Below are 24,393 nucleotides of genomic sequence, written 5' to 3' on the forward strand. Positions count from 1 at the left end.
TGTCACTGCATTGAAACCTGCTGTGCCTATGATCGGTCGCCTGGTGGTGGTCGGTCTGGGGTTGATCGGCGGCTCCTTCGCCAAAGGCCTGCGTGAAAGTGGGCTGTGTAGCGAAGTGGTTGGTGTGGACCTGGACCCGCAATCGCGCAAGTTGGCGGTTGAGTTGGGGGTGGTGGATCGCTGTGAAGCGGACCTGGCGCTCGCGTGCCAGGGCGCTGATGTGATCCAGTTGGCCGTGCCGATCCTGGCCATGGAGAAATTGCTCGGCGTACTGGCGGGCATGGACTTGGGGCAGGCGATCCTGACGGATGTCGGCAGTGCCAAAGGCAATGTGGTGCGCGCGGCGCAACGGGCCTTTGGTGGTATGCCGGCGCGCTTTGTGCCGGGTCATCCGATTGCGGGCTCCGAACAGAGCGGAGTAGAGGCGTCCAATGCGCAGCTGTTCCGTCGCCATAAAGTCATCCTGACGCCGCTGGAGCAAACCGATCTGGCTGCACTGGCGGTGGTGGACCGTCTATGGCGTGAGCTGGGTGCGGATGTCGAGCATATGCAGGTCGAGCGTCACGACGAAGTGTTGGCCGCAACCAGCCATCTGCCGCATTTGCTCGCATTTGGCCTGGTGGACTCGTTGGCCAAGCGCAACGAGAACCTCGATATTTTCCGTTACGCCGCCGGTGGTTTTCGCGACTTCACGCGGATTGCCGGCAGCGACCCGGTGATGTGGCACGACATCTTCCTCGCCAATCGCGAAGCGGTGTTGCGCACCCTGGACACCTTCCGCAGCGACCTCGACGCCTTGCGCGACGCGGTTGATGCCGGAGATGGCCATCAATTATTGGGCGTGTTTACCCGTGCGCGGGTGGCGCGTGAGCATTTCAGCAAGATCCTGGCGCGCCGGGCCTACATGGAAACCGCTGTGACCGCTGATGAGCTGACCTTCCTCGCCGAACCGGGTGGCCGCTTGAGCGGGCGCATTCGGGTGCCGGGCGACAAGTCGATCTCCCATCGGTCGATCATGCTGGGTTCGTTGGCTGAGGGTGTGACTGAGGTCGAAGGTTTCCTTGAGGGCGAAGATGCCCTGGCGACCTTGCAGGCGTTTCGCGACATGGGCGTGGTGATCGAAGGTCCGCACCATGGGCGTGTGACCATTCATGGCGTGGGGCTGCATGGCTTGAAACCGGCGCCGGGGCCGATTTATCTCGGTAACTCCGGTACTTCCATGCGGTTGCTGTCTGGTTTGTTGGCAGCGCAGAGCTTTGACAGTGTGCTGACCGGCGACGCGTCCCTGTCCAAGCGTCCGATGAGTCGCGTGGCCAAGCCTCTGCGGGAAATGGGCGCGGTGATCGAGACGGGGCCGGAAGGGCGTCCGCCGCTGACCATTCGTGGTGGGCAGTCGTTGAAAGGCCTGGCTTACGCGATGCCGATGGCCAGTGCCCAGGTCAAATCCTGCCTGCTGCTGGCCGGGTTGTACGCTGAAGGTAAAACTGTGGTGACCGAGCCTGCTCCGACCCGTGACCATACTGAACGCATGTTGCGCGGTTTTGGTTATCCGGTGGCGGTGGAGGGGGCGACGGCGTCCGTGGAGTCCGGTCATGCGCTGGCGGCTACCCATATTGAAGTGCCGGGGGATATATCTTCTTCGGCGTTCTTTCTGGTGGCGGCTTCGATTGCCGAGGGTTCTGAGCTGCTGCTGGAGCACGTCGGTGTCAATCCGACGCGTACCGGCGTGATCGATATTCTGCGGCTGATGGGTGCGGATATCACGCTGGAAAACCAGCGTGAGGTAGGTGGCGAGCCCGTCGCAGATCTGCGGGTGCGCGCGGCAGCGTTGAAGGGGATCGAGATTCCCGAAGCGCTGGTGCCGTTGGCGATCGATGAATTTCCGGTGCTCTTCGTCGCGGCGGCCTGTGCCGAGGGGCGAACCGTGTTGCGTGGGGCTCAAGAGCTGCGCGTGAAGGAGTCCGACCGTATCCAGGTCATGGCCGATGGTCTGTTGGCGCTGGGGGTGAAGTGTGAACCCACCGCCGATGGGATTATCATTGACGGTGGCCTGATAGGCGGTGGTGAAGTCCATGCCCATGGTGATCACCGGATTGCCATGGCGTTCAGTGTGGCCTCCCTGCGGGCGGCGACGCCGATTCGTATCCGTGACTGCGCCAATGTTGCTACGTCTTTTCCGAACTTTCTTACACTGTGTGCCCAAGTCGGCATCCGTGTTGCCCAAGAGGCTCAATTGTGAATATCAAAGCACCGGTGATTACCATCGACGGGCCAAGCGGCTCGGGCAAAGGCACGATCGCCGGCATCCTGGCCGAGCGCCTGGGCTGGTGCCTGCTGGATTCCGGCGCGCTGTACCGCCTGCTGGCATTCGCCGCACGCAACCATGGCGTCGACCTGACCAACGAAGAATCCCTGAAGCTGCTGGCAGCGCACCTCGATGTGCAGTTCGTCGGTGCGACGGAAGGTCATCCCCAGCGCATCATCCTCGAAGGAGACGATGTGACGGATGACCTGCGTAACGAACAAGTCGGTTCGTGGGCTTCCCAGGTTGCCGCGCTGCCGGCCGTGCGTGATGCGCTGCTGCAGCGCCAGCGGGCGTTCCAGGAGCCGCCGGGCCTGGTCGCCGATGGCCGTGACATGGGAACCGTGGTGTTTCCCGAGGCACCCTTGAAGATTTTCTTGACCGCCAGCGCCGAGGAGCGGGCTCGCCGCCGCTACTTGCAGTTGAAGGGCAAAGTCGATGGTGTTAGTCTGTCGAGTCTGCTAGATGAGATCCGTGCACGCGATGAGCGTGATACCCAGCGCGCAGTAGCCCCGCTCAAGCCGGCGGCTGATGCCATACAGCTGGATTCCACGGAGCTGTCCATCGAGCAGGTGCTGGAACGCATCTTGAGTGAAATCGCCATTCGCGATATCGCCGGGTGATTAAGAAGGCCGCAGGGGACCAGTCATAGTCCTGCGGTGGCTTCTTTTAACTGAAACTGACCCACACCGTCTGGGGTGTGGAGATGGGCGTATTCTTCGCCCTTATCAACAGGAATTAAAATGAGCGAAAGCTTTGCGGAACTCTTTGAAGAAAGCCTAAAAACCCTGAACCTTCAGGCAGGCTCCATCATCACCGGTGTTATCGTTGATATCGATTACCAAGCTCGCTGGGTAACCGTTCACGCTGGTCTGAAGTCTGAAGCTCTGATCCCGCTGGAACAGTTCTACAACGATGCTGGTGATCTGACAATCAATGTCGGTGACGAAGTTCACGTTGCTCTGGACTCGGTTGAAGACGGTTTCGGTGAAACCAAGCTGTCCCGTGAAAAAGCCAAGCGCGCTGAATGCTGGATTGTTCTCGAAGCAGCCTTCGCAGCTGAAGAAGTGGTCAAGGGCGTTATCAACGGTAAGGTTAAAGGCGGCTTCACTGTCGACGTTAACGGCATCCGTGCGTTCCTGCCAGGTTCTTTGGTCGACGTTCGTCCTGTGCGCGACACCACGCACCTGGAAGGCAAAGAACTCGAATTCAAGGTCATCAAACTCGACCAGAAGCGCAACAACGTTGTCGTTTCCCGTCGCAGCGTCCTGGAAGCAGAGAACTCCGCCGAGCGTGAAGCTCTGCTGGAATCCCTGCAGGAAGGCCAACAAGTCAAAGGTATCGTCAAGAACCTCACCGATTACGGCGCATTCGTCGATCTGGGTGGCGTCGATGGCCTGCTGCACATTACCGACATGGCTTGGAAGCGTATCAAGCATCCTTCCGAAATCGTCAACGTTGGCGACGAGATCGATGTCAAGGTTCTGAAATACGATCGCGAGCGCAACCGTGTTTCCCTGGGCCTGAAGCAACTGGGTGAAGATCCATGGGTTGCTATCAAAGCCCGTTACCCAGAAAGCACTCGCGTTACCGCGCGTGTGACCAACCTGACCGACTACGGCTGCTTCGCTGAGCTGGAAGAAGGCGTGGAAGGCCTGGTACACGTTTCCGAAATGGACTGGACCAACAAAAACATCCACCCTTCGAAAGTCGTACAAGTCGGCGACGAAGTGGAAGTTATGGTTCTGGACATCGACGAAGAGCGTCGTCGTATCTCCCTGGGCATCAAGCAGTGCAAATCTAACCCATGGGAAGATTTCTCTGGCCAGTTCAACAAGGGCGATAAAATCTCCGGCACCATCAAGTCGATCACCGATTTCGGTATCTTCATTGGTCTGGACGGCGGCATCGACGGCCTGGTTCACCTGTCCGACATCTCCTGGAACGAAGTGGGCGAAGAAGCTGTTCGTCGTTTCAAGAAGGGCGACGAGCTGGACACCGTTATCCTGTCGGTTGACCCAGAGCGCGAGCGCATCTCCCTGGGCATCAAGCAACTGGAAAGCGATCCGTTCTCCGAGTACGTTCAAGAGAACGACAAAGGCGCCATCGTTAAAGGCACTGTGAAAGAAGTTGACGCCAAAGGCGCCATCATCGTTCTGGCCGACGATATCGAAGCGACTCTGAAAGCCTCCGAAATCAGCCGTGACCGCGTTGAAGACGCGCGCAACGTTCTGAAGGAAGGCCAGGAAGTAGAAGCCAAGATCATCAGCGTTGACCGCAAGAGCCGCGTAATCCAACTCTCCATCAAGTCGAAAGACGAAGTGGAAGAGAAAGAAGCAATCCAGAGCCTGAAATCGGCTCCGGAAGCTGCACCAGGCGAGACCACCATGGCCTCCCTGCTGCGCGAAGCAATGGCTAAGCAGAACTAAGTTCTGTCAGGCCATAGAAAAAGGGCGACTTCGGTCGCCCTTTTTTGTGCCTGAAATTCGTTGAATCAACACCGAGAACCAAGGCGTATAGCTCAGTGTCAGAACTGATTGTAGTCTTAAGAAAAAAGCGGTTCTCGTGTTGTCGCTTCAATAAGGATTTGAATGAACAGGCTTATCGTAATGCTCGCAGTGGTCGTGCTTGCGGGCTGCTCCACCACCAGCGCGAAGACCCACGCCAAGCGCGGCGTCGGCGGCATCGAGATCGATTGCTCGGGCCTGGGTAACAAGTGGGAGAAGTGTGAAAAGCGCGCTGCACGAGAGTGCAAGATGCAGGGGTACAGGGTCATCACCAAGTCCAGCGACGCCGCGGACGAAGAGGGCGACTACCTGTTCGGCTGGAACCCCGCCGGCGCAGTAACTCGCACCATGCTGGTTATCTGTAATTGATGATGGAATGCGCCTATAGGAGGTTGCCATCGGTCCTGCAGATAAGTTGTCTAACGGGCTGTTCAAATTCATCAAGTCATGCTAAAACCTTCGAAGCGCTTTTCCTAGCTGCTTGAAAAAGAAGGGAAAAATATGACGAAGTCGGAGTTGATCGAACGAATTGTCACCCATCAAGGGCTGCTCTCATCCAAGGATGTCGAGCTGGCTATCAAGACTATGCTTGAGCAAATGTCCCAATGCCTGGCGACCGGTGATCGCATTGAGATCCGTGGGTTTGGGAGTTTTTCACTTCACTATCGCGCACCGCGTGTGGGCCGTAATCCAAAAACCGGCCAGTCCGTCAGTCTTGACGGCAAATTCGTACCTCATTTCAAGCCGGGGAAGGAATTGCGTGATCGGGTGAACGAAGACGAGGAAGAAGGCGTCTGATTGACTTTCAGGAGAACGTTATGGCTAGACTCAGGCGCTTTGCATCGATTGTATCTGTTTTGTTCTTCGCGCTCGTCGTCGTTTTTTTTGTGCTCGAGAATCAGCAAGGTGCAACACTGTCGTTTTTCGGTTGGTCCACGGTTGAGCTGCCAGTTTCAGTTTTCACCTTATTGGCGTTGCTGGTGGGAATGATCGTTGGTCCGGCGATAGCGGTCGTGTTCGGTCGTAAGAAAACCCGTCAGAAGGCTTGATCGGTATGTGCTTGGGGGCTGCCGTAGTCTAATGCTTGAACCCTGCGGCGTTCTATTCTCTTGGTAGACGTAACCTGACATAAGTCTGAGTTATTCCTCCTGTTTTAAGGTGAGAGTCTTTACTGTACTGATCAGGCTGTTGAGCGTTTATCTGTATGAAAACTTTCGTCATGTCACATCAATAACCAGTAGGCGTTAATCCCCCAAGGTGTCGGGTCTGGTTCCCGTCCTCTCATTACCGTTGAGGCATGCCCTCACGCATCTGTGTTCGCTTTTGACTTTAAGGACGCAGGCCTTAAAATAGCCACCAATTTCCATGCCCTTCATCTTTAACTGCACCACACAAAGCTTATTTTTCGGGCTGTTTGCTAACGAGCTTCGACGTTTTCCTTGAACCTCTTCACCGTTGAGTATTCCGGGGCGGCATGTTGGCTTTGTTGGTCTGCAGGCATTGAGGTGAGTGGCCGACTAGAAGCTTGTCGTGCTGTGCGCGTTGCTTTAGGACTTACTATGTTCAGCGGAAAAACGCTTCTAATCACCGGTGGCACCGGTTCATTCGGCAACGCCGTCCTCAAGCGTTTCCTCGACAGTGGTATCGCAGAAATCCGCATCTTCAGTCGCGATGAGAAGAAGCAGGACGACATGCGCAAGCGCTATGCCGACACCAAGCTGAAGTTTTACATAGGTGATGTGCGCGACTACCAGAGCGTTCTCAATGCCACTCGCGGCGTGGATTACATTTTTCACGCTGCCGCGCTGAAGCAGGTGCCTTCCTGTGAGTTTCATCCCATGGAGGCGGTCAAGACCAACGTTATTGGCACTGAAAATGTCCTGGAAGCCGCTATCCAGAATTCGGTCAAACGAGTCGTTTGCCTGAGTACCGACAAGGCTGTCTACCCCATCAATGCCATGGGTATCTCCAAGGCCATGATGGAAAAAGTCATGATTGCCAAATCTCGTAACGTGGATGATGCAAAGACAGTTATCTGCGGTACTCGCTACGGTAACGTCATGGCGTCACGGGGTTCTGTAATTCCTTTGTTCATCGAGCAGATTCGTGCAGGTAACGCGTTGACGTTGACCGACCCGAGCATGACTCGCTTCATGATGACGCTGGCTGATGCCGTAGACCTTGTGTTGTATGCTTTTGAACATGGTCGCAATGGTGATCTTTTTGTTCAGAAGGCACCGGCGGCGACAGTTGAAACCCTGGCCAAGGCCTTGACCGCAATGGTCGGCAAGCCTGAGCATCCTATTCAGGTTATCGGCACTCGTCATGGCGAAAAGTTGTTTGAAGCGTTGCTGAGCCGTGAAGAAATGGCTTGCGCTGAAGACAAGGGTGATTACTACCGCATCCCCCCTGATCTGCGTGACTTGAACTATTCGAAATTCGTGGAGCAGGGGGAAGAAAAAATCTCTCGCACGGAAGACTACAACTCTCATAACACTGAAAGGTTGGATGTGGCCGGCATGCAACGGCTGCTGCTCAAGCTTGAGTTCATGAAGGCGATCCAGCGTGGCGAACTCGCTACGCCGGAGGAGTGAGTGATGAAGGTACTGATCACCGGCGCCAACGGTTTTGTCGGTAGGAACCTGATTGCGCATTTAAGTGAGCGCAATGATATCGACGTGGTCGCCTTCACCCGTGATAACAGCATCTCTCAATTGCCCGCGCTGGTTGCTGAGGTCGATTTTGTCTTCCACCTTGCAGGGGTCAATCGTCCGCAATCGTCCGATGAGTTCAAGGTGGGCAACACTGACTTGACCTTGGCCCTGTGCGACGCGATCAAAATGAGTGGCAAGCCCACTCCCGTGCTTTACACCTCCTCGACGCAGGCGGATCGAGATAATGCTTACGGTATCAGCAAGCTGGCTGCTGAGCATGCGTTGCACGATCTACAGGCGAGCCACGGTTCCAAGGTTCATGTCCTGCGCCTGCCCAACGTGTTTGGAAAATGGGCTCGGCCTGATTACAACTCGGCCGTGGCGACTTTCTGCCACAACATCACCCGAGGTCTGCCGATCCAGGTCAATGATCGACACGCGATGGTCAGCCTGGTTTACATCGACGATGTGGTCGACTGTTTCACTCAGCTAATGGACGCCGGCTCGCCTCAGGACTCAGTTGCTCAGGTGGCCCCGGTGTACAGCATTTCTGTGGGCGAGTTGGCGGATCAGTTGCATGCGTTTCGCGACAGTCGCGACACGCTGATCAGCGAGGCTGTGGGCACAGGCCTCGTGCGAGCACTTTACTCGACCTACGTCAGTTACCTGCCGGTCGAGCAATTTACCTACGACGTTCCGAAGTACGGTGACCCGCGCGGTGTTTTTGTTGAAATGCTGAAGACGCGGGACAGTGGGCAATTTTCTTATTTCACCGCCCACCCTGGCGTGACGCGTGGCGGTCATTACCACCACTCCAAGACCGAGAAATTCCTGGTAATCAAAGGCAAGGCCTGCTTTCGCTTTCGCCATATAGTATCAGGGGAGTTTTATGAGCTGTTTACCGAGGGTGAGCAGCCGCGGATAGTGGAAACGGTGCCAGGCTGGACTCACGACATTACCAATGTCGGGGAGGAAGAGATGATTGTCATGCTCTGGGCCAACGAGATCTTTGATCGTGAGCGCCCGGACACCTTTGCAATGCCGGTGGGTACTCAAGCCTGAGCATGGGTGCATCAGGCAATGCATGGGGCGGACGGCGCCGATGCCAATGATTCTGGAAGAGTGTTGAAATGAAAAAAATGAAAGTTGTCACGGTTGTGGGGACACGCCCTGAAATCATTCGATTGTCACGAGTGATTGCCAAGCTTGACGAACACTGTGAACACATTCTGGTGCATACCGGGCAGAACTACGATTACGAATTGAACGAGATTTTTTTCCAGGACCTCGGTATTCGCAAGCCTGACCATTTTCTCAACGCTGCTGGCGCAAGTGGTGCGCAAACGATCGGCAACGTGATCATTGCGGTGGATCAGGTGCTGGAGGAGGTGAAACCCGAAGCCCTCTTGATCCTCGGTGATACCAACAGCTGCATGGCTGTGATCCCGGCCAAGCGTCGTAAGATCCCGACATTTCACATGGAAGCCGGCAATCGCTGTTTTGACATGCGCGTGCCTGAAGAAATCAATCGCCGCATCGTTGATCACACCGCTGACATCAACCTGACCTACAGCAGCATTGCGCGTGATTACCTGTTGAGCGAAGGGCTGCCGCCGGACAGGGTGATAAAGACGGGCAGTCCTATGTTTGAAGTGCTCAATTACTACCGCGATGGCATCGAGGCTTCGGATGTACTGGGGCGGCTTGGCTTGGAGGCCGGCAAGTTTTTCGTCGTGAGTGCGCATCGCGAAGAGAATATTGATTCCGACAAGAACTTCCTCAAGTTGGTCGAAGTATTGAACACCGTTGCTGCGCATTACGACTTGCCGGTGATCGTGACCACTCACCCTCGTACGCAAAAGCGCGTCGATGCCATGGGCGTTAGCTTCCACAAGAATGTGCAATTGCTCAAGCCGTTGGGGTTCAAGGACTACAACAAGTTGCAACTGACAGCCAAAGTGGTGTTGTCGGACAGCGGCACCATCAACGAAGAATCATCGATCCTCAATTTCCCCGCGCTGAATCTGCGTGAGGCCCATGAGCGGCCGGAAGGGATGGAAGAGGCGGCGGTCATGATGGTCGGTCTGGAAGTCGAGCGCGCCATGCAAGGCTTGCAGCTTCTGGAAAGCCAGGCCGCGGGGCAAGAACGGACGTTACGGCTTGTCGCGGATTACAGCATGCCCAATGTCGCTGAAAAAGTCGTTCGGATCATCCATAGTTACCGTGACTACGTCATGCGCACTGTATGGAAGCAATATTGAGTGGACATGCTCTCCCAGCAAAAGCCACTCAAGATTCTGGTGGTGACCCAGTACTTCTGGCCCGAAAATATGCGCATCAACAACATGGTCGAAGGCTTTGTCGCCAAAGGCCATGCGGTGACAGTGCTCACAGGCGTGCCCAATTATCCGGAAGGGCAGGTCTTTACCGATTTTCGGCGTGAGCCCGCGCAGTTTTCGAACTTTCGAGGGGCTCGTGTGATCAGGGTGCCGATGCTGGCGCGCGGCAAGGGCAACTTCACGCTGGCCTTGAATTACCTTTCGTATTTCAGCAGTGCCTCTATCGTGGGCAGTTACAAACTGCGTGGTGAGTCATTCGATTCGATTTTTGTGTATGGGGTATCGCCAATCATGGGGGCGATCCCGGCCCTGTTGCTTGGCCGCTTGAAAAAGGCCCCGGTACTCATTTGGGTGTTGGATCTGTGGCCGGAGAGCCTGAGGGCGGTTGGGGTTGTCAAGAGTCCCAGACTGCTTGGGCTTGTCGGCAAAGTAGTGTCCTGGATCTACAACCGTACCGATTACTTGTTGTTACAGTCGCGGTCGTTCGAGGAGAACGTCAAACAATACTGTACACGTGCAATGGGCGCAGATCGGCTCGTGTATTTTCCCAGTTGGGCTGAGGATGATTTTTCCGGCGAGGTACAGGCGTCTTCCGATCTGCTACAGAGCGACGATGCCGTGTTTACGATCCTCTTTGCCGGCAATATCGGTGATGCTCAGGATTTTCCGGCCATCATGGCTGCAGTCAAGGCTGTGAAGACAGACCTACCCGTGCGTTGGGTAATTGTGGGGGATGGCCGAGCCAGTCAATGGTTGGCCAAGCATGTGGCGGAAAACCGCATGGACAACGTCTTGCTGCTCGGCCGGCACCCTTTGGAAAAAATGCCGGCGCTGTTCGCCGTGGCTGACGCACTGCTGGTTTCGTTAAGGACAAACGACGTTTTCGAGAAAACCATCCCGGGTAAGGTCCAGGCTTACCTGGCATCGGGAAAACCCGTGATCGCCATGATTGACGGCGAAGCGGCCAACGTCGTTACCAGGTCGGGGGCAGGCATGGTCTGTGGTTCAGGCGATGCCCAGGGACTGGCAAGTATCGTGCGTACTATGGGCGCCTTGCCCAAGTCCGAGCTCGAGAGCATGGGCCTTTTGGGAAGGCGTTACTACCTTGAGCATTTTTCCAAAGAGAACTTGTTCGACCGCCTTGAAGCACTTTTCAGGAAGGCGACGTTGAGGCGGAACGAAAAATGACCGGAAATCTATGCTCACCGGCACCGCTCTTGGCAGTACAGCCTGGGCGATGCCTGCGCCAGTCAGTGTCGATCAGCAATGAATGCTAAGCCCTTTTGCCCGCATCTGTTTCAGGAACTGTTTCCTACATGACCATTTGGTTAGTGTTTACCGCCGTGCTCTCAGCATCGCTTCTATTGACTTGGGTCCTACGCCGTTATGCCCTATCGCGTAGTTTGATGGACATTCCCAATGGTCGCAGTTCGCATTCTGTACCGACGCCGCGAGGGGGGGAGTCGCAATCGTACTGACCTACCTGGTGGCGTTGGTAGTCGTAGCTATTGCTGGCTGGATCAGTTGGGGTGACGCGTGGCCATTGTTGGGGGCTGGGGCGTTGATCGCGGTCGTTGGTTTTCTCGACGATCATGGTCATATCGCAGCGCGCTGGCGTCTATTGGCCCACTTTGGCGCAGCGATCTGGGCGTTGGCCTGGATGGGAGGACTGCCCACGATCAGTCTTTTCGGCAATGAATTGGACCTTGGCTGGTTCGGGCACTTACTGGCAGCCTTGTATCTGGTCTGGATGCTGAACTTGTATAACTTCATGGACGGTATTGACGGTATTGCCAGCATCGAGGCCGTCTGCGCTTGTGCAGGCGCGTGCCTGGTGTACTGGCTGACTGGTCATGAAAACCTCATGCTTGCACCGATGCTGTTGGCGGTTGCGGTGCTTGGGTTTTTATACTGGAACTTCCCTCCCGCCCGCATTTTCATGGGCGATGCTGGGAGTGGCTTCCTGGGAGTGGTGATTGGCATCTTGTCGCTTCAGGCGGCGTGGGCTGCACCTGAGATGCTTTGGGTCTGGTTGATTTTGCTGGGCGTATTCGTTGTTGATGCGACCTTCACTTTAGGTCGACGCCTGTTGCGTGGGGACAAGGTCTATGAAGCGCATCGCAGTCACGCCTATCAGTTTGCATCCCGCCTAGCGGGGCGCCATTTGCCGGTTACGCTGACGGTGATGGCGATTAATTTGTTGTGGCTATTGCCTATCGCCCTCTTTGTCGGCCTGGGGTTTGACGGCGTTTTGGGGCTGCTGGTGGCGTATATTCCGTTGGTGTTGCTGGCTATCAAGTTTCACGCGGGGGAGCTTGAGAAAGCGTGATAATTGACTGGCGCTGTAGTTTCATGGGGCTGCTGCACACTCACATGACTGTCGTTTTTTGCTGGCAGTACTAGGGACTGAGGTATAAAAGGGTTTATGGATAGTTTACGTGCCCGATTGGTGGGCTTGCCGCGCAGGCAGAAACGTTTCTTGCAAGTGGCGACCGACATCGTTCTGGTATGGGCGGCGTTATGGTTGGCATTTGTCGTGCGCCTCGGGTTTGATGACCTCAACAACCCCTTCGTAGTCCATTTGTGGCTCTTTCTCAGTGCGCCGGTGATTGCCATCCCGCTTTTTATCCACTTTGGCATGTACCGGGCAGTCATGCGTTATTTCGGCAATGATGCGCTTATTGCGATCATCAAGGCCGTTAGTCTCTCCGCGTTGTTGCTGGCCCTTGTGGTGTACTTGTACAGCAATCACCAGACGGTGGTGCCACGTTCAATCGTATTCAACTATTGGTGGCTAAGCATGGTCATCATTGGCGGCTTGCGTTTGGCAATGCGTCAGTACTTTCAGGGGGACTGGTTTACCGCTGCGCAGCACGTGCCTTTCACCAGTCGTGATGATGGCCTTATCAAGGTGGCTATCTACGGGGCCGGTGCGGCGGGTAATCAATTGGTAGCGGCCTTACGCATGGGGCGGGTAATGCGTCCGGTCGCTTTTATCGATGATGACAGTGGCATCTCGGATCGCATCATTTCGGGGTTGCAGGTGTACAAACCCAAACGTATCCAGCAGATGATCGACGAGACTGGCGCTGAGGAACTGCTGCTGGCGATACCGTCATCCACGCGGGCTCGTCGCAGAGAGATACTGGGTTATCTGGAGGGTTACCCGCTGCATGTACGCAGTGTTCCCGGTTTTATGGACTTGGCCAGCGGTCGAGTCAAAGTCGACGATATCCAGGAAGTGGACATTGCCGACCTGCTGGGCAGAGATCCCGTCCCGGCGCAGCCTGAGTTGCTGGAGCGCTGCATCAAGCACCGTGTCGTGATGGTGTCCGGCGCGGGTGGCTCGATCGGATCGGAACTCTGCCGCCAGATTCTGACGCTGGAGCCTACCAGCCTGTTGTTGTTCGATCACAGTGAGTACAACCTTTACTGCATCCTCTCCGAACTTGAACAGCGCGTTCAATCAGAATCATTGAATGTAACGCTGCTGCCGATACTGGGTTCGGTGCGGCATCAGGACAAACTGCTGGAGGTCATGAATACCTGGTCGGTCGATACGGTCTACCATGCAGCAGCCTATAAACATGTGCCTATGGTGGAGCACAATATTGCCGAAGGTATTCTCAATAATGTAATTGGCACCCTTAATACCGCTCAGGCCGCCCTGCAGGCGGGTGTCGAGAACTTTGTACTTATTTCGACCGACAAGGCCGTGCGGCCAACCAACGTCATGGGTAGCACCAAACGGTTGGCGGAGCTTGTTCTGCAAGCCTTGAGCAAAGAAGTGGCACCGACGTTGTTTGGTGACGCCTCGAACATCTCGCGGGTCAACAAGACCCGTTTCACCATGGTTCGCTTTGGCAACGTGCTGGGCTCGTCAGGTTCGGTCATTCCGCTGTTCCATAAGCAGATCCAGGCCGGCGGGCCCTTGACAGTGACCCATCCGAAAATAACCCGCTATTTCATGACGATACCCGAGGCGGCACAGCTGGTTATTCAAGCGGGTTCGATGGGGCAGGGAGGGGATGTCTTCGTGCTCGACATGGGCGAGCCTGTGAAAATCGTAGAGCTTGCCGAGAAGATGATTCATCTATCTGGCCTGAGTATCCGCTCCGACACCAATCCGCATGGGGATATCCTGATCAATTTCAGTGGGCTGCGGCCCGGTGAAAAACTGTATGAAGAATTGTTAATCGGCGACAACGTGGCTGCTACTCGTCATCCGATGATCATGCGGGCCAATGAAGAACTGTTGGGGTGGGAAGTGCTCAAGGCCCGGTTGCTCGGGTTGTTGACGGCGGTTGAGGCGGGTGATTTTGCGCTCGTCAGGCAGCTCTTAAAAAACACCGTCAGTGGCTACAGTCCGGAAGGTGAAATTGTCGACTGGATGCACATTCAGCGACACCGCGAAGTCTGACATCGCCATGCCGCTCTGATGGGCCTGTCTTCCGGTCCATCAGAGCTCACAATAGAGCGCGATAGCCTTTACGTTAGAGCTTCCACAACTTTTTGTTCAGTCGGAAGCTCGACAGGTAGACGAACAGCCTCGATAGGTTCATGAACCGATTGGGGCCTACCACGTACAGAATTCCCTTCAGTAAAGAATTGATGATCTGGAGCTTTCCGGAGTGAGTTTGCGCATCGCCAAACCCGGCGGGTTTGTATTGCCCACCTGCCTCGAACAAGTAGTTCTTCTTGGCAAATGTGTAAACAGGGCCGTTGGCATCAAAGGGGTCATGGCCGGTGGTTAGCTCATCCAGTACGCTGGCGTAGGCCCTTCTCAGCGTGGGGGATATGTATTTTCCATCGCTCATGTAATCAAATGCATAGGCTGCGCTGGAGGGGAAGGATGAGAAGTTGGAGAGTCGTTCTTTGTAATAGAAACTAACTTCCTGAAGGTCTTCACGTTTTTTCTCTCTTCCCGCAAATGCACGCTTGCTCAACAGTGCCGGGTTCTTCTCGTCAAACGAACTGAAGTGGAAGAAAACCAGTGGGCATTCTCCGTTTACTGTATAGCCACCCCGGCCGTCAGGCGAGAGGGTTCGTTCATGGCTATTCCAAAAAGCCACGTTGTAACCAAGATTGAATGACACGTGCAGGGTCGGGAAGAAACAGGGAGCGATACTGACCCATTTCTGATCTGTCGAAAGTCCGAATTGCGTTTCGAAATAGCAGTGCTCCAGGCAGCGCTCATTCCACCACTGGAGAAACCGTATGCCTTCTGAGGTATTGGAAACCGCGTAGAAGCCCAGGTTGAAGGAGCCAAAGCGCAGCATCCCGATATCACCTTCAACATGAGGTGTGACGTAGTGGGGCGTTAGAATGATATCCCGCGTGTCGAGCTCTCTCCATAAGCCATCGAGGCGGCTAAATACGCAGGTATCCGGGTCCAGGAAGACCACCTTGTCGTGCTGCTCAAGGAGCTTTAAGGTGATCCAGGGCTTGAGGCTGGTACTGAACTCGACGATGTCGTATTTGAAGGCGTAGTGCCGTACGTCGGCCAATCCGATCTCTTCAACCCAATAAAACTCCGCCAGGTCGGTCGGGAGGTCTATCTCGACCTTGCGATCAAAAATATAGATCTTCAGTTTCGGCTGATCGAATTTATCCAATGACTCGGCCAGCACCAGCGCCTTGGATAAATAAGCCAGATTACATACGGTAAAAATGGCTGAGCGCTCGCCGGTCATGCCTTTTTCATCAGTCACGTTTAAAAATTCCTAATGTATTGATTACCCTGACGAGGATCTGGGAGGCGCAATAGAGGGTCAGTAATCTAGTTATTCTCAGCGCGAAACCAACCTGGCGGCTCTTGAGCGCAGAAAAGATAAGTTTGAGATTCGAAGCAACAGTGTCTTTTATTCTGGACCCTGAATAGGCCCGCATTGAATACGTGCGGCCCGCGATGCGATAGCGACTATCAGCCTGCTCCGTGACATGATCGAAACCCGGTGTGGCACCGCAGACGCCAATGCGATAGCCCTTGTTTAACGAATCCAGGCAGAGCTTATAATCCACACTGTCAACGAAGTAGCTGCAGTCCATCCAATCTAGGGCATTGAGTTTATCCAGAAAGTAAAGGCTGCCGCTGTTGATCAGTAAAGGTACATCCCGTACCCGGGCGCTTCCATCGGCTTTGAAGGCAATTGCGCTGAACTCGCTGTAGGCGTCGATGTTGTCGGCATAGTTGTTTTCTATATAAGACAGTGTTTCGCTGCTGAACCCGGTGTCCTGATCAAAAAACAGCAGCGCTGAATGACCTTGTTGGTAGGCATTGGCACACACTGTTGAAATGCCGATGCCCAGCCCCAGATTTTTGCCACAGGTGAAATAATGGATGCGCGGGTCAGGCTCAGCGAGTTCTCGCACGTTGGTAACGTCAGGTGAGTTGTCGAACACGTAGACTTCAAATCCATTCGACGACGTCAATTCGAGCCTGCGCAATAACTCAGCGCCTGCGTGATAGACAACAATACCTACTGCAATCTTACGCGTCATGCCATACCTTTGATGTGTGGAGCCGCCTGTGCTGGGTCACGCTTAAACATTCAACCATTTGCTCTCTTTATCGCTCCAGACTTTCACGACCCTGGCAGGGCAGCCCACAGCAATGACATGACTGGGGATATCTTTGGTGACAATGCTGTTGGCGCCGATGATCGACCCATTGCCGATAGAGGTGTTCGGCAGTACGACGACATTGTCCCCGATCCATACGTTATCGCCAATGGTCACGGGGCCGCTGCTGGCCAGCTTTCTTTCAAAAGGTGTTTCGTAGGGGCTGGATTGGTTCTCCCCCGAGTAGGCGCCGTGGGAATGGTCGGTGATGTGAATCTTGCTGCCCATCAAGACATTGCGACCAATCGTTATTTTGTTGCAACACGCTATATGCAAATGGTCGCTGGCGGAGAAGTTCTCACCAATGTCGACCTGCGGCTGGTACTTGAACGTAAGGTATTGAGAGATCGCGTGTAGCCAGAGCCCTTCACCTACCCTGAAGTTATTACCCAGCGTAATGTGTTCCAGGCCAAAGACCTTGGGCGCACGGCCAAGGTAGGCACGTCGCCCGGGGGCTGGGAAGGCTCTGAGATGAATAAACGCTCGCCATACTAAAAGACATTGCCCGAACACCATAGGAACGATAAAGACGTGATGTTGCTTGAGTTTTTTTAAAAAATAGGACACCGCGGTCTACTCATGTTGGCTGGCGTAAACAGGTGGAAGCAAACTATTGGTTTGTCACCGGTAGAGTGCGTGTGCGTTTGAGATAGAGGTTGACCACCTTGCTGAGCATCGATCTTGGTACGACTGATATCACCATGACGATCCAGCTAGGGTAGGCTACGGAAAGCCTGAGGTCCGGTCGGTACGCTTTATAGATGCCATAGTTTAACAACCCCCTGGCCCTCAGAGACAGCATACCCTTGATCGTGAACGCGCCGGATACTTGGCCAAAGCGGGTGCAGGCTTCAAGTTTTCCTTGCAATGAATAGCTGACCGGTAACGAAAATATAAAGTTAACCCAGCAGGTCAGGCCGATCTTGAATATTTTGTCTGTGTGGGCCCAGCTGGTTTTTGTGAGGTGCGGGCTTTCAAGTGACGTAATGGACACCTGGGGTAACCAATGAATTTGAAAGGGGCGGTTCGCAATAGACTCGAAGATGATACCTGTTTGTATGAAGTTTGAATCGTGATAGCGAGAAAAGTTGGCATCATTTATCAGTGCTTTGCTATAGATCAAGCAACTCATGCAGCTCATGAGCCCTGCGAGATCTTGTAACAATGCATTGGCGTCTTGATAGGTGGATTCTGGCGTTTCAATCTTGCCTACCAGATTTACCAGTACGGCGTCGTAAGGGGTGTTTGTATTTAAGCGAGTCAATACCTTGTCGAGGTCGTCGGCACAGAATTGAGAGGTATCGCCCAACAGCCATGTGTACGCGGTGTCCGATAAAGACAGTGCTTTTTCAAAGTTTAAATCAGCACCCAGGTTTTCGTGGTTACGTGAGTAGTGCAACAGGGGGTATTCGGCTTTCCATTTCTCGACAACCTGAAAGGTTTCATCTGTCGAGGCATTATCGGAAATGAAAATTTGAATGTTGTGGTGCTTTAGTATCGGCAGGTGTGCGGCCAGCGAACTGTCAAGGAAGTCCGCTCGGTTGTAGGTAGGCAGTGCAATGGACAATACAGGGTTAGGCTGAAGACTCATGATGAACGCCTTTTGAAAGATCTAAAAATCCAATAAACCCACGGCAAGACCAAGACGTACGCACTTGTGAAGCCAGAAAACAGGTATTCGAATGGAAGGTACTTGGCAGCTAGTAAGGTAGTAATCGCGACATATAGCCCGTTGACGACCGATACCACGACCAATGGTTCTTTTTTATAGGCCCTCATGTAGATTGCCATTGCATTGACGATTAACTGCATCAGCCATCCTGTACTGACCATCAACAGAGGGAGGGTGGGCAGCAGGCGGTTCTCTATCAACGGATGGCCCTCCATCAGCCATAGGCCAGTGAAGAGCGTTACCATACCCATTGCATAAGTCGCTATTGCCAGTGCTAAGCCTTTTTTGAAGGCTTGATCGAGCGCCGTTGTATTACGATGGGCCGCATACATATTTATTTTTGGGGTGATAATGGTTACCCATATGTTCGCGATGCTGAACATGGCCATGCAAATCGCCATTGAAAAGCCAACTTGGCCCGCTTGTACGGCCCCGTGATAGCTGAAGGACAGCGGGGTAAATATAGACAGTACAAAATAGCCGCTGATCCAGCTCAATGCGAAGCGCCACAGGAGCGGCATTATTTCCTTGAACCAAGGGTGGCTGTTGACTTTTGTCAGTTTATAAAGCTGTCCCAACATGGCTTTGTAGCGATGAAGGATTATTGAGGTGCCTGCCAGTGCACCGGCTAATAACGAAAAGGCCAGAGCATACAAGTCTGCGCCGCTGATCAGCAGGATGACGGTGACGCACACACTGATCACGCTGATGTGGAAACGAATTTTCTGAATGTCACCAACACTGTCGCATCCTTCGATGAATGACAATGCAATGCTATTAATGAATACAATGACGGATGCCACACCGTACACCAACCACGGTAGTTGCCAGTTGACCAGGGAGGTCTTTCCATTGAGTATGAAATACCCGATCAACAGCACGGCCGGGAAAACAACGAGCGCCATGGCGCCGGCCCAGCGCATGGCGAACGATAATAATGTCGCCAATCGGCTGATGTGCTCAGGTGTGCCACAAAGTTCTTTCTGATTGTTGAACTTGAGGTGTGCAAACTCATGCGAGGCGAACAATAGCAGTACGGCAGAAAATCCCATGTCTGCGAACACGGCGAGTGCGGCCATACTGATGAAGGTGTACCAGTATCCTTGGGCTTCGGACGACAGGTAAAGGGGGACTAGGATGAGCAACGCAGGTCCCGAGAGTAATCGCCATAACTGATTTATTGCAGTGTTGCGAAAGTCATGATCGAATATTTTTTTATAGTTCATTTGATGAATTGACATCTTTCGATTTCATGAGTCAATCCTTCAATGGAATTGAAATGTGGGGTGTAGCCCAATGTCGATGCCATTCTGTTTTCGGAGTAATAGTGCTGCTTTGCGCCGGTAGCATTAATGTGTTGGGTGGCTTTTTCGGTGGTGTATTGCAGGCCGAAATTACTCTGAAGATGGTCGAGTATTGAGAACTTGTCGGCTGGGGCTTTGGTATAGCAATCGACAGCTATATTGAGGTCGCCATTGAAGGCCAATGCCTTGGATATCAGCGTGTAAAAGTCCAAAGGGGTTATGTAGTCACGAAACATGTTGGCGGGAGACGTCGTCAGTACGGTGTTGTCCTTGATTGCGCGGACAGCGTCGGTCATGAAGTAACGTGCACTCAAGTCTTGTGTGTGACTGAAGTAGTTGAATACCCGGATATCCACAATGCTAAGACCCTGAAGCGCTCGGTGCCTCGTCTCGGCATAAAACTTTGCGACAGCGTACCAATCCGTTGTTTTCAAATTGTTTATGTCAAACGTGGCGAGTGTCTGGGCTTGCGCGGGGGTTTCGAAATCACCGCCATAAGCTGCACCACTGCTCAGAAATATATAGCGGCACTTGTTGTTGGCTTTGAGATAGTCGAGTGCGAGTTTGTCATACTCATAGGTGATATCGAAAATGGCAGACCCCATTTTCGATGCCACTGCAGGGTCACCGACCCCTACAAAGTTAATGATTGCATCGAACGGAGTGTTGCGATCGAAATCGGCGTATTCAAAGATTTTGATACTTCGTTGTCCTGTGGGTATCAATGCCGATGTGTCGAGTTTGTTTTTGTCCCGCACGAACAGGCTCAGGTCGAACGTTCGAGCTGCGGCGAGTGAACGGGTCAGGTCCTGGGCAATTTGGCTGTTCGCGCCGAATATTGCGATGTGCATCAGCGTGCTGTCCGCGTTTTTTCAGGCAACTGCTGATCAATCGAGCGGCCAAATTCCAGCCGAGGACGGCATTCTCGGGCGTCGGGCATCATCAGTTCGATCAGTGCGGGACGGGGTGATTCAATAAACATCCCGACCTGCGCCGCAAATTCCTCATGGGTGCTCACGACCGTGGAGCTGATGCCGTAAGCCTCACCAATGGCTTTGAACTGTGAGGTGTAGCCGTTCCAGTAGGTCGACGAGTTACGGCCTTCGAAATACATTTCCTGGAACCCGCGGACCATTCCCAGAGAGTGATTGTTAAGCACAATGATCAAGACGGGCAGTTGATCGCGGGCGATGATATCCAGTTCCTGGATATTGAGCTGGGCGCCCCCGTCACCTGTTATGACAATGACAGGTTTGTTGCCTGCATTGCAGGCGCCAATGGCCGCGGGGATCGCGAACCCCATGGTGCCCAGGCCACCTGAGTGGTGCATGGATTGGCCAGGGCTCAATCGCAACGTGTGTGCTGCCCACATCTGATTGTTGCCGACGTCGGCAACGAAATCGACACCATGCCCTTTGGTCAAAGCGCCAAGGGTTGAGCAGATGACGAAGGGGCTCACTGACCAATCAGTGTATTCATCGACAAAGCTCTGATCGAAATCAGCTCGCAAATCAGCAGCCCAGGCATTCCATGCCGCGTTTTCTTGCACTTCGCAAAGGGGGAAGTCTGCGAAGAAGGTGTTCAGTTCCATCACGTAGGAGGCGTGCACCTTAACGCGGTTGTTCAGTTGCCCTTCCATCAGGTCGATCTGGAAAACCTTGGCTTTGCGGGCGAAGTCCTCGGGTTTGGCACCGGTTTGCCGAACATCCAGGCGGCTGCCCAGTACCAACAGAAAGTCGCAATTCTGCACGGCATGATTGGCTGCACGCGTTCCATAAGCGCCGAGCATGCCCAGGTAATTGGCGCTCGCCGGGATCTTTTCAGCCCCTTTCAAGCTAGCTACGTAAGGGATACCAGACGTCTCCAACTGATTGAGCCAATGTGCGAAGTTAGGCGTGTTGACGGCCCCCCCGCCCAGCAGGATCAACGGGTTCCGAGCGCAAGCCAGTGCATTGCTGATCGTCTCGAGGTCGGCTGCTTGCAGTGGCGCTGCAATCTGTTGCTCGCAAGGCATCAAAAACGCGCTGACCGCGGCATCATCGATGTCGGTTCGCTGAATATCCATCGGGATATCCAGCAGTACCGGGCCTGGTCGTCCTTCCCTGGCGAGGTCGATAGCCTTTTGCAAACACGGAAGCAACTCGTCTACATGCCTGACCTGATAGGCGTACTTGGTAATACTGCTGACCAGCGCCACGCTATCCAGCTCCTGGAAACCCTGTTGGCGGATATTTCTCTCGCCCTTGAGTTCGTAGGTGTTGACCTGGCCCGTCAAGAAAAGACACGGATGGCTATCAAGCCAGCAATCGGCGATGCCGGTGATCAGGTTGGTGGCGCCGGGACCACTTGTGCCCAAGGCGACGCCGAGCACTTCGTGATGTGTGGCGCGGGAAACTGCGGATGCAGCAAACGCGGCCCCTTGCTCATGGTGAACCGAGACCAGTTTGGTCTTGCCCAACTGATTGATGCTGTCAACCAGGTGCGTGATCATTCCGCCGATCAACTCATAACCATACAGAACCTTGTTCTGCGCAAGAACCAACGCTACCGCATCTGATGCTTTCATTGTTTAGAAACCGATCCCGAAAAACTCTTCCAGCTTTTCACCCACAAAATCGAAATGTTCCTGGCCCAACGAAGGCTGTACACCGAGCCAGAAGGTCTGATTCATGGTGCGGTCGGTATTCGTCAGTTCGCCAACCACACGGTACTCCAGGTTCTGGAAGTAAGGCTGGCGTGTCAGGTTGCCGGCGAATAGCAGGCGCGTGCCGATTTTGTGCTGGTCAAGGTACTTGAGCAGGTCGACTCGTTTGACCCCGCTGCTTTCCTTGAGCGTCACCGGGAAACCGAACCACGATGGGTCGCTGTTAGGGGTTGCCTCGGCAATTTCGAGGAATTCGGACAGGCTGGACAAGCGCTCCTTGAGCAGCGCGAAGTTGCGCTTGCGCGTATCGATGAAGTCCTGGGCGCGTTCGAGCTGGGCCAGGCCGCAGGCGGCTTGCATGTCGGTGATTTTCAGGTTGTAGCCCAAATGCGCGTACACGTACTTGTGGTCATAACCTTGGGGTAAGCTGCCATATTGCTGGCCGAAACGGTCGCCGCAGGTGTTGTCACAACCCGGTGCGCAGTAGCAATCGCGGCCCCAGTCGCGGAACGACTCGGCAATCACCTTGAGCATCGGGTTGTTGGTGAACACTGCACCACCTTCGCCCATGGTGATGTGGTGCGCGGGGTAGAAGCTGAGGGTGGCGATGTCGCCGAAAGTGCCTACCAGCTTACCGTCATAGGTTGCACCCAAGGCATCACAGCAGTCCTCCACCAGCCACAGGTTGTACTTTTCGCACAGGGCTTTGACCTTGCCCAGGTTGAATGGGTTGCCCAGGGTGTGGGCAAGCATGATTGCCTTGGTTTTTGGCGTGATGGCCGCTTCGATCAGGTCGGCGTTGATGTTGTGGGTGGCCATGTCAACGTCAACGAACACCGGGATCGCGCCGAATTGAACAATGGGGTTGACCGTGGTCGGGAAGCCCGCAGCCACGCCAATCACTTCATCGCCTTTCTTGATCGCGCGCTCACCGAGTTTGGGTGAGGTCAGGGTGCTGAAGGCGACCAGGTTGGCGGAAGAGCCGGAGTTGACCGACAGTAGGAATTTGACACCGATGAACTCAGCGAGCTTTTTCTCGAATTCGGCATTGAAACGGCCAGTGGTCAGCCATCCATCCAGGGAGGCCTCGACCATCAACTGCAACTCCCGCGCACCGATCACTTTGCCGGACGGTGGAATGACAGTTTCGCCGGCCACGAACGGCTTGCTCGCCAATGCAATGTTGGCGTACTGCTCGACGAGCTTGCTGATTTCCTGGCGGAGCATATCGGGTGTCATGAAAAATCCTGCTAAAAAATAGAGTTAGTTGCTGCTGGCATGCATGGCGAGCATGTAGGCATTGATTTCTTCCAGGCAAAGGGCCTGCATGTCGTTGCCGCTCAACCAGGCACGATGCCAGGTAACAATCCGGGCGAGCGTGGTTTCGAGGTTCCAGCTGGGGGCCCAGTGCAAGTGGGCGCGCGCCTTGGAAATATCTAGCTTGAGGTAGTTGGCCTCATGCGGTTGCGGGTCCTGGTCCAGTTGCCAACGGGCACCTGTACCCCAAGCCTGTACCATGTGATCGAGGATCCACTCCACAGGGCGTGCATCTTCATCCTTGGGACCGAAATTCCAGCCCTGGGCAAAACGATGCCCATGGGTCCAGAGATGTTGTGCCAACACAAGGTAACCGCTCAGCGGCTCCAGCACGTGTTGCCACGGCCGGGTGGACTTCGGATTGCGTATCGTGACGGGCTGACCCTTCTCGAAGGCACCGAGAATATCAGGTATCAGCCGGTCTTCCGCCCAATCGCCGCCGCCAATCACATTGCCGGCCCTGCCGGACGCCAACGCAGCACCTTGCGGGTCATTGAAAAATGACTTGCGGTAGGCGCTGGTGATCAGCTCCACGCAGCCTTTGCTGTTGCTGTACGGGTCGTGACCACCCATGGGTTCGTCTTCACGATAGCCCCATTCCCACTCACGGTTTTCATAGCATTTGTCGGTGGTGACGTTGACGATAGCCCGCAGGTTGGGGCATTGGCGTGCGGCTTCCAGCACATGCAGGGTGCCCATTACGTTAGTGGCGTAGGTCTCGACGGGTTCGCGATAGGACAAACGGACCAACGGCTGCGCCGCCATGTGGATCAACACGTCGGGGTTGAAGCTCACCATGCTTTGGGCGATTACTGCGCGATCACGAATATCGCCTTGCTCCGACTCCATGCCTTGGGCCACCTTGGCCTCGACGAACAGGGCAGGGTGTGTCGGTGGCGCCAGGGCAAACCCCTTAACCTGCGCGCCCATGCTCGTTAGCCATAGCGCCAGCCAGCTACCTTTGAACCCGGTATGGCCGGTCAGGAAGACTCTTTTGCCTTGCCAGAAGGTAGGAGAAACGGTCGACTTCATA

At 54.4% G+C, this 24,393-nt stretch carries 20 protein-coding genes and 1 pseudogene; 12 read left to right on the forward strand and 9 right to left on the reverse strand.

Features of this window, described 5'->3' with window-relative positions:
* Positions 1 to 28 precede the first annotated feature (28 nt).
* The 12 genes and pseudogenes from AB4N92_RS20210 to AB4N92_RS20265 all read left to right on the forward strand — a co-directional run bounded on the left by AB4N92_RS20210 (position 29) and on the right by AB4N92_RS20265 (position 14,222).
* A complete protein-coding gene (locus AB4N92_RS20210; RefSeq protein ID WP_236267347.1) occupies positions 29 to 2,239 on the forward strand; it encodes a bifunctional prephenate dehydrogenase/3-phosphoshikimate 1-carboxyvinyltransferase in 2,211 nt (736 codons plus the stop codon).
* Positions 2,236 to 2,925: a (d)CMP kinase gene (cmk, locus tag AB4N92_RS20215; RefSeq protein WP_010211955.1), complete on the forward strand. Its 690-nt coding sequence runs from the start codon at positions 2,236 to 2,238 to the stop codon at positions 2,923 to 2,925. The genes AB4N92_RS20210 and cmk overlap by 4 nt, the downstream gene beginning before the upstream one ends.
* A 120-nt stretch (positions 2,926 to 3,045) precedes the next feature.
* Positions 3,046 to 4,731, forward strand: a complete 1,686-nt coding sequence (rpsA, locus tag AB4N92_RS20220) for a 30S ribosomal protein S1 (protein ID WP_010211953.1) — start codon at positions 3,046 to 3,048, stop codon at positions 4,729 to 4,731.
* A 162-nt stretch (positions 4,732 to 4,893) separates the two neighbouring features.
* Complete coding sequence (locus tag AB4N92_RS20225) at positions 4,894 to 5,178, forward strand: lipoprotein (RefSeq protein WP_042570764.1); 285 nt, start codon at positions 4,894 to 4,896, stop codon at positions 5,176 to 5,178.
* Positions 5,179 to 5,310: 132 nt separating this feature from the next.
* Positions 5,311 to 5,607 carry an integration host factor subunit beta gene (gene ihfB / locus AB4N92_RS20230; protein ID WP_003218804.1) on the forward strand — a complete coding sequence of 99 codons (297 nt, stop codon included), beginning with the start codon at positions 5,311 to 5,313 and terminating at the stop codon, positions 5,605 to 5,607.
* Positions 5,608 to 5,627: 20 nt separating this feature from the next.
* On the forward strand, positions 5,628 to 5,858 hold the full coding sequence (locus AB4N92_RS20235; protein ID WP_010211950.1) for a lipopolysaccharide assembly protein LapA domain-containing protein: 231 nt from the start codon (positions 5,628 to 5,630) through the stop codon (positions 5,856 to 5,858).
* Between the two features lie 510 nt (positions 5,859 to 6,368).
* Positions 6,369 to 7,403: a polysaccharide biosynthesis protein gene (locus AB4N92_RS20240; RefSeq protein ID WP_010211948.1), complete on the forward strand. Its 1,035-nt coding sequence runs from the start codon at positions 6,369 to 6,371 to the stop codon at positions 7,401 to 7,403.
* A gap of 3 nt (positions 7,404 to 7,406) precedes the next feature.
* Positions 7,407 to 8,525 (forward strand): UDP-2-acetamido-2,6-beta-L-arabino-hexul-4-ose reductase, encoded by a 1,119-nt coding sequence (wbjC, locus tag AB4N92_RS20245; protein ID WP_236298261.1) that lies wholly within the window; start codon positions 7,407 to 7,409, stop codon positions 8,523 to 8,525.
* 68 nt (positions 8,526 to 8,593) lie between these two features.
* Positions 8,594 to 9,724, forward strand: a complete 1,131-nt coding sequence (gene wecB / locus AB4N92_RS20250; protein WP_042570765.1) for a non-hydrolyzing UDP-N-acetylglucosamine 2-epimerase — start codon at positions 8,594 to 8,596, stop codon at positions 9,722 to 9,724.
* A gap of 6 nt (positions 9,725 to 9,730) precedes the next feature.
* Complete coding sequence (locus tag AB4N92_RS20255) at positions 9,731 to 10,990, forward strand: glycosyltransferase family 4 protein (RefSeq protein ID WP_031290440.1); 1,260 nt, start codon at positions 9,731 to 9,733, stop codon at positions 10,988 to 10,990.
* 128 nt (positions 10,991 to 11,118) lie between these two features.
* Positions 11,119 to 12,131: pseudogene (locus AB4N92_RS20260) on the forward strand (MraY family glycosyltransferase).
* Between the two features lie 96 nt (positions 12,132 to 12,227).
* On the forward strand, positions 12,228 to 14,222 hold the full coding sequence (locus AB4N92_RS20265; protein ID WP_460128045.1) for a polysaccharide biosynthesis protein: 1,995 nt from the start codon (positions 12,228 to 12,230) through the stop codon (positions 14,220 to 14,222).
* A gap of 73 nt (positions 14,223 to 14,295) precedes the next feature.
* Here AB4N92_RS20265 and AB4N92_RS20270 read toward each other — a convergent pair whose 3' ends face one another.
* From AB4N92_RS20270 to rfbG, 9 genes are read right to left on the reverse strand one after another with little or no spacing between them, the layout of a single operon-like run.
* On the reverse strand, positions 14,296 to 15,513 hold the full coding sequence (locus AB4N92_RS20270) for a glycosyltransferase family protein (protein WP_050513961.1): 1,218 nt from the start codon (positions 15,511 to 15,513) through the stop codon (positions 14,296 to 14,298).
* Positions 15,506 to 16,303 carry a glycosyltransferase gene (locus tag AB4N92_RS20275; RefSeq protein WP_010211940.1) on the reverse strand — a complete coding sequence of 266 codons (798 nt, stop codon included), beginning with the start codon at positions 16,301 to 16,303 and terminating at the stop codon, positions 15,506 to 15,508. The genes AB4N92_RS20270 and AB4N92_RS20275 overlap by 8 nt, the downstream gene beginning before the upstream one ends.
* 42 nt (positions 16,304 to 16,345) lie before the next feature.
* A complete protein-coding gene (locus tag AB4N92_RS20280) occupies positions 16,346 to 16,990 on the reverse strand; it encodes a DapH/DapD/GlmU-related protein (RefSeq protein ID WP_010211938.1) in 645 nt (214 codons plus the stop codon).
* A 43-nt stretch (positions 16,991 to 17,033) separates the two neighbouring features.
* Complete coding sequence (locus tag AB4N92_RS20285; protein ID WP_021490942.1) at positions 17,034 to 18,014, reverse strand: glycosyltransferase family 2 protein; 981 nt, start codon at positions 18,012 to 18,014, stop codon at positions 17,034 to 17,036.
* Complete coding sequence (locus AB4N92_RS20290; RefSeq protein WP_236298258.1) at positions 18,011 to 19,336, reverse strand: hypothetical protein; 1,326 nt, start codon at positions 19,334 to 19,336, stop codon at positions 18,011 to 18,013. Before AB4N92_RS20290 ends, AB4N92_RS20285 begins: the two co-directional genes overlap by 4 nt.
* Positions 19,318 to 20,250, reverse strand: a complete 933-nt coding sequence (locus AB4N92_RS20295; RefSeq protein WP_021490941.1) for an NAD-dependent epimerase/dehydratase family protein — start codon at positions 20,248 to 20,250, stop codon at positions 19,318 to 19,320. The genes AB4N92_RS20290 and AB4N92_RS20295 overlap by 19 nt, the downstream gene beginning before the upstream one ends.
* A complete protein-coding gene (locus AB4N92_RS20300) occupies positions 20,250 to 21,965 on the reverse strand; it encodes a thiamine pyrophosphate-binding protein (RefSeq protein ID WP_236267657.1) in 1,716 nt (571 codons plus the stop codon). Before AB4N92_RS20300 ends, AB4N92_RS20295 begins: the two co-directional genes overlap by 1 nt.
* Before the next feature lie 3 nt (positions 21,966 to 21,968).
* Positions 21,969 to 23,282 carry a lipopolysaccharide biosynthesis protein RfbH gene (gene rfbH, locus AB4N92_RS20305; RefSeq protein WP_021490939.1) on the reverse strand — a complete coding sequence of 438 codons (1,314 nt, stop codon included), beginning with the start codon at positions 23,280 to 23,282 and terminating at the stop codon, positions 21,969 to 21,971.
* A gap of 24 nt (positions 23,283 to 23,306) precedes the next feature.
* A complete protein-coding gene (gene rfbG, locus AB4N92_RS20310) occupies positions 23,307 to 24,392 on the reverse strand; it encodes a CDP-glucose 4,6-dehydratase (RefSeq protein WP_021490938.1) in 1,086 nt (361 codons plus the stop codon).
* Between the last annotated feature and the right edge of the window lies 1 nt (position 24,393).

Source organism: Pseudomonas sp. S3_A09 (genome assembly GCF_054668065.1).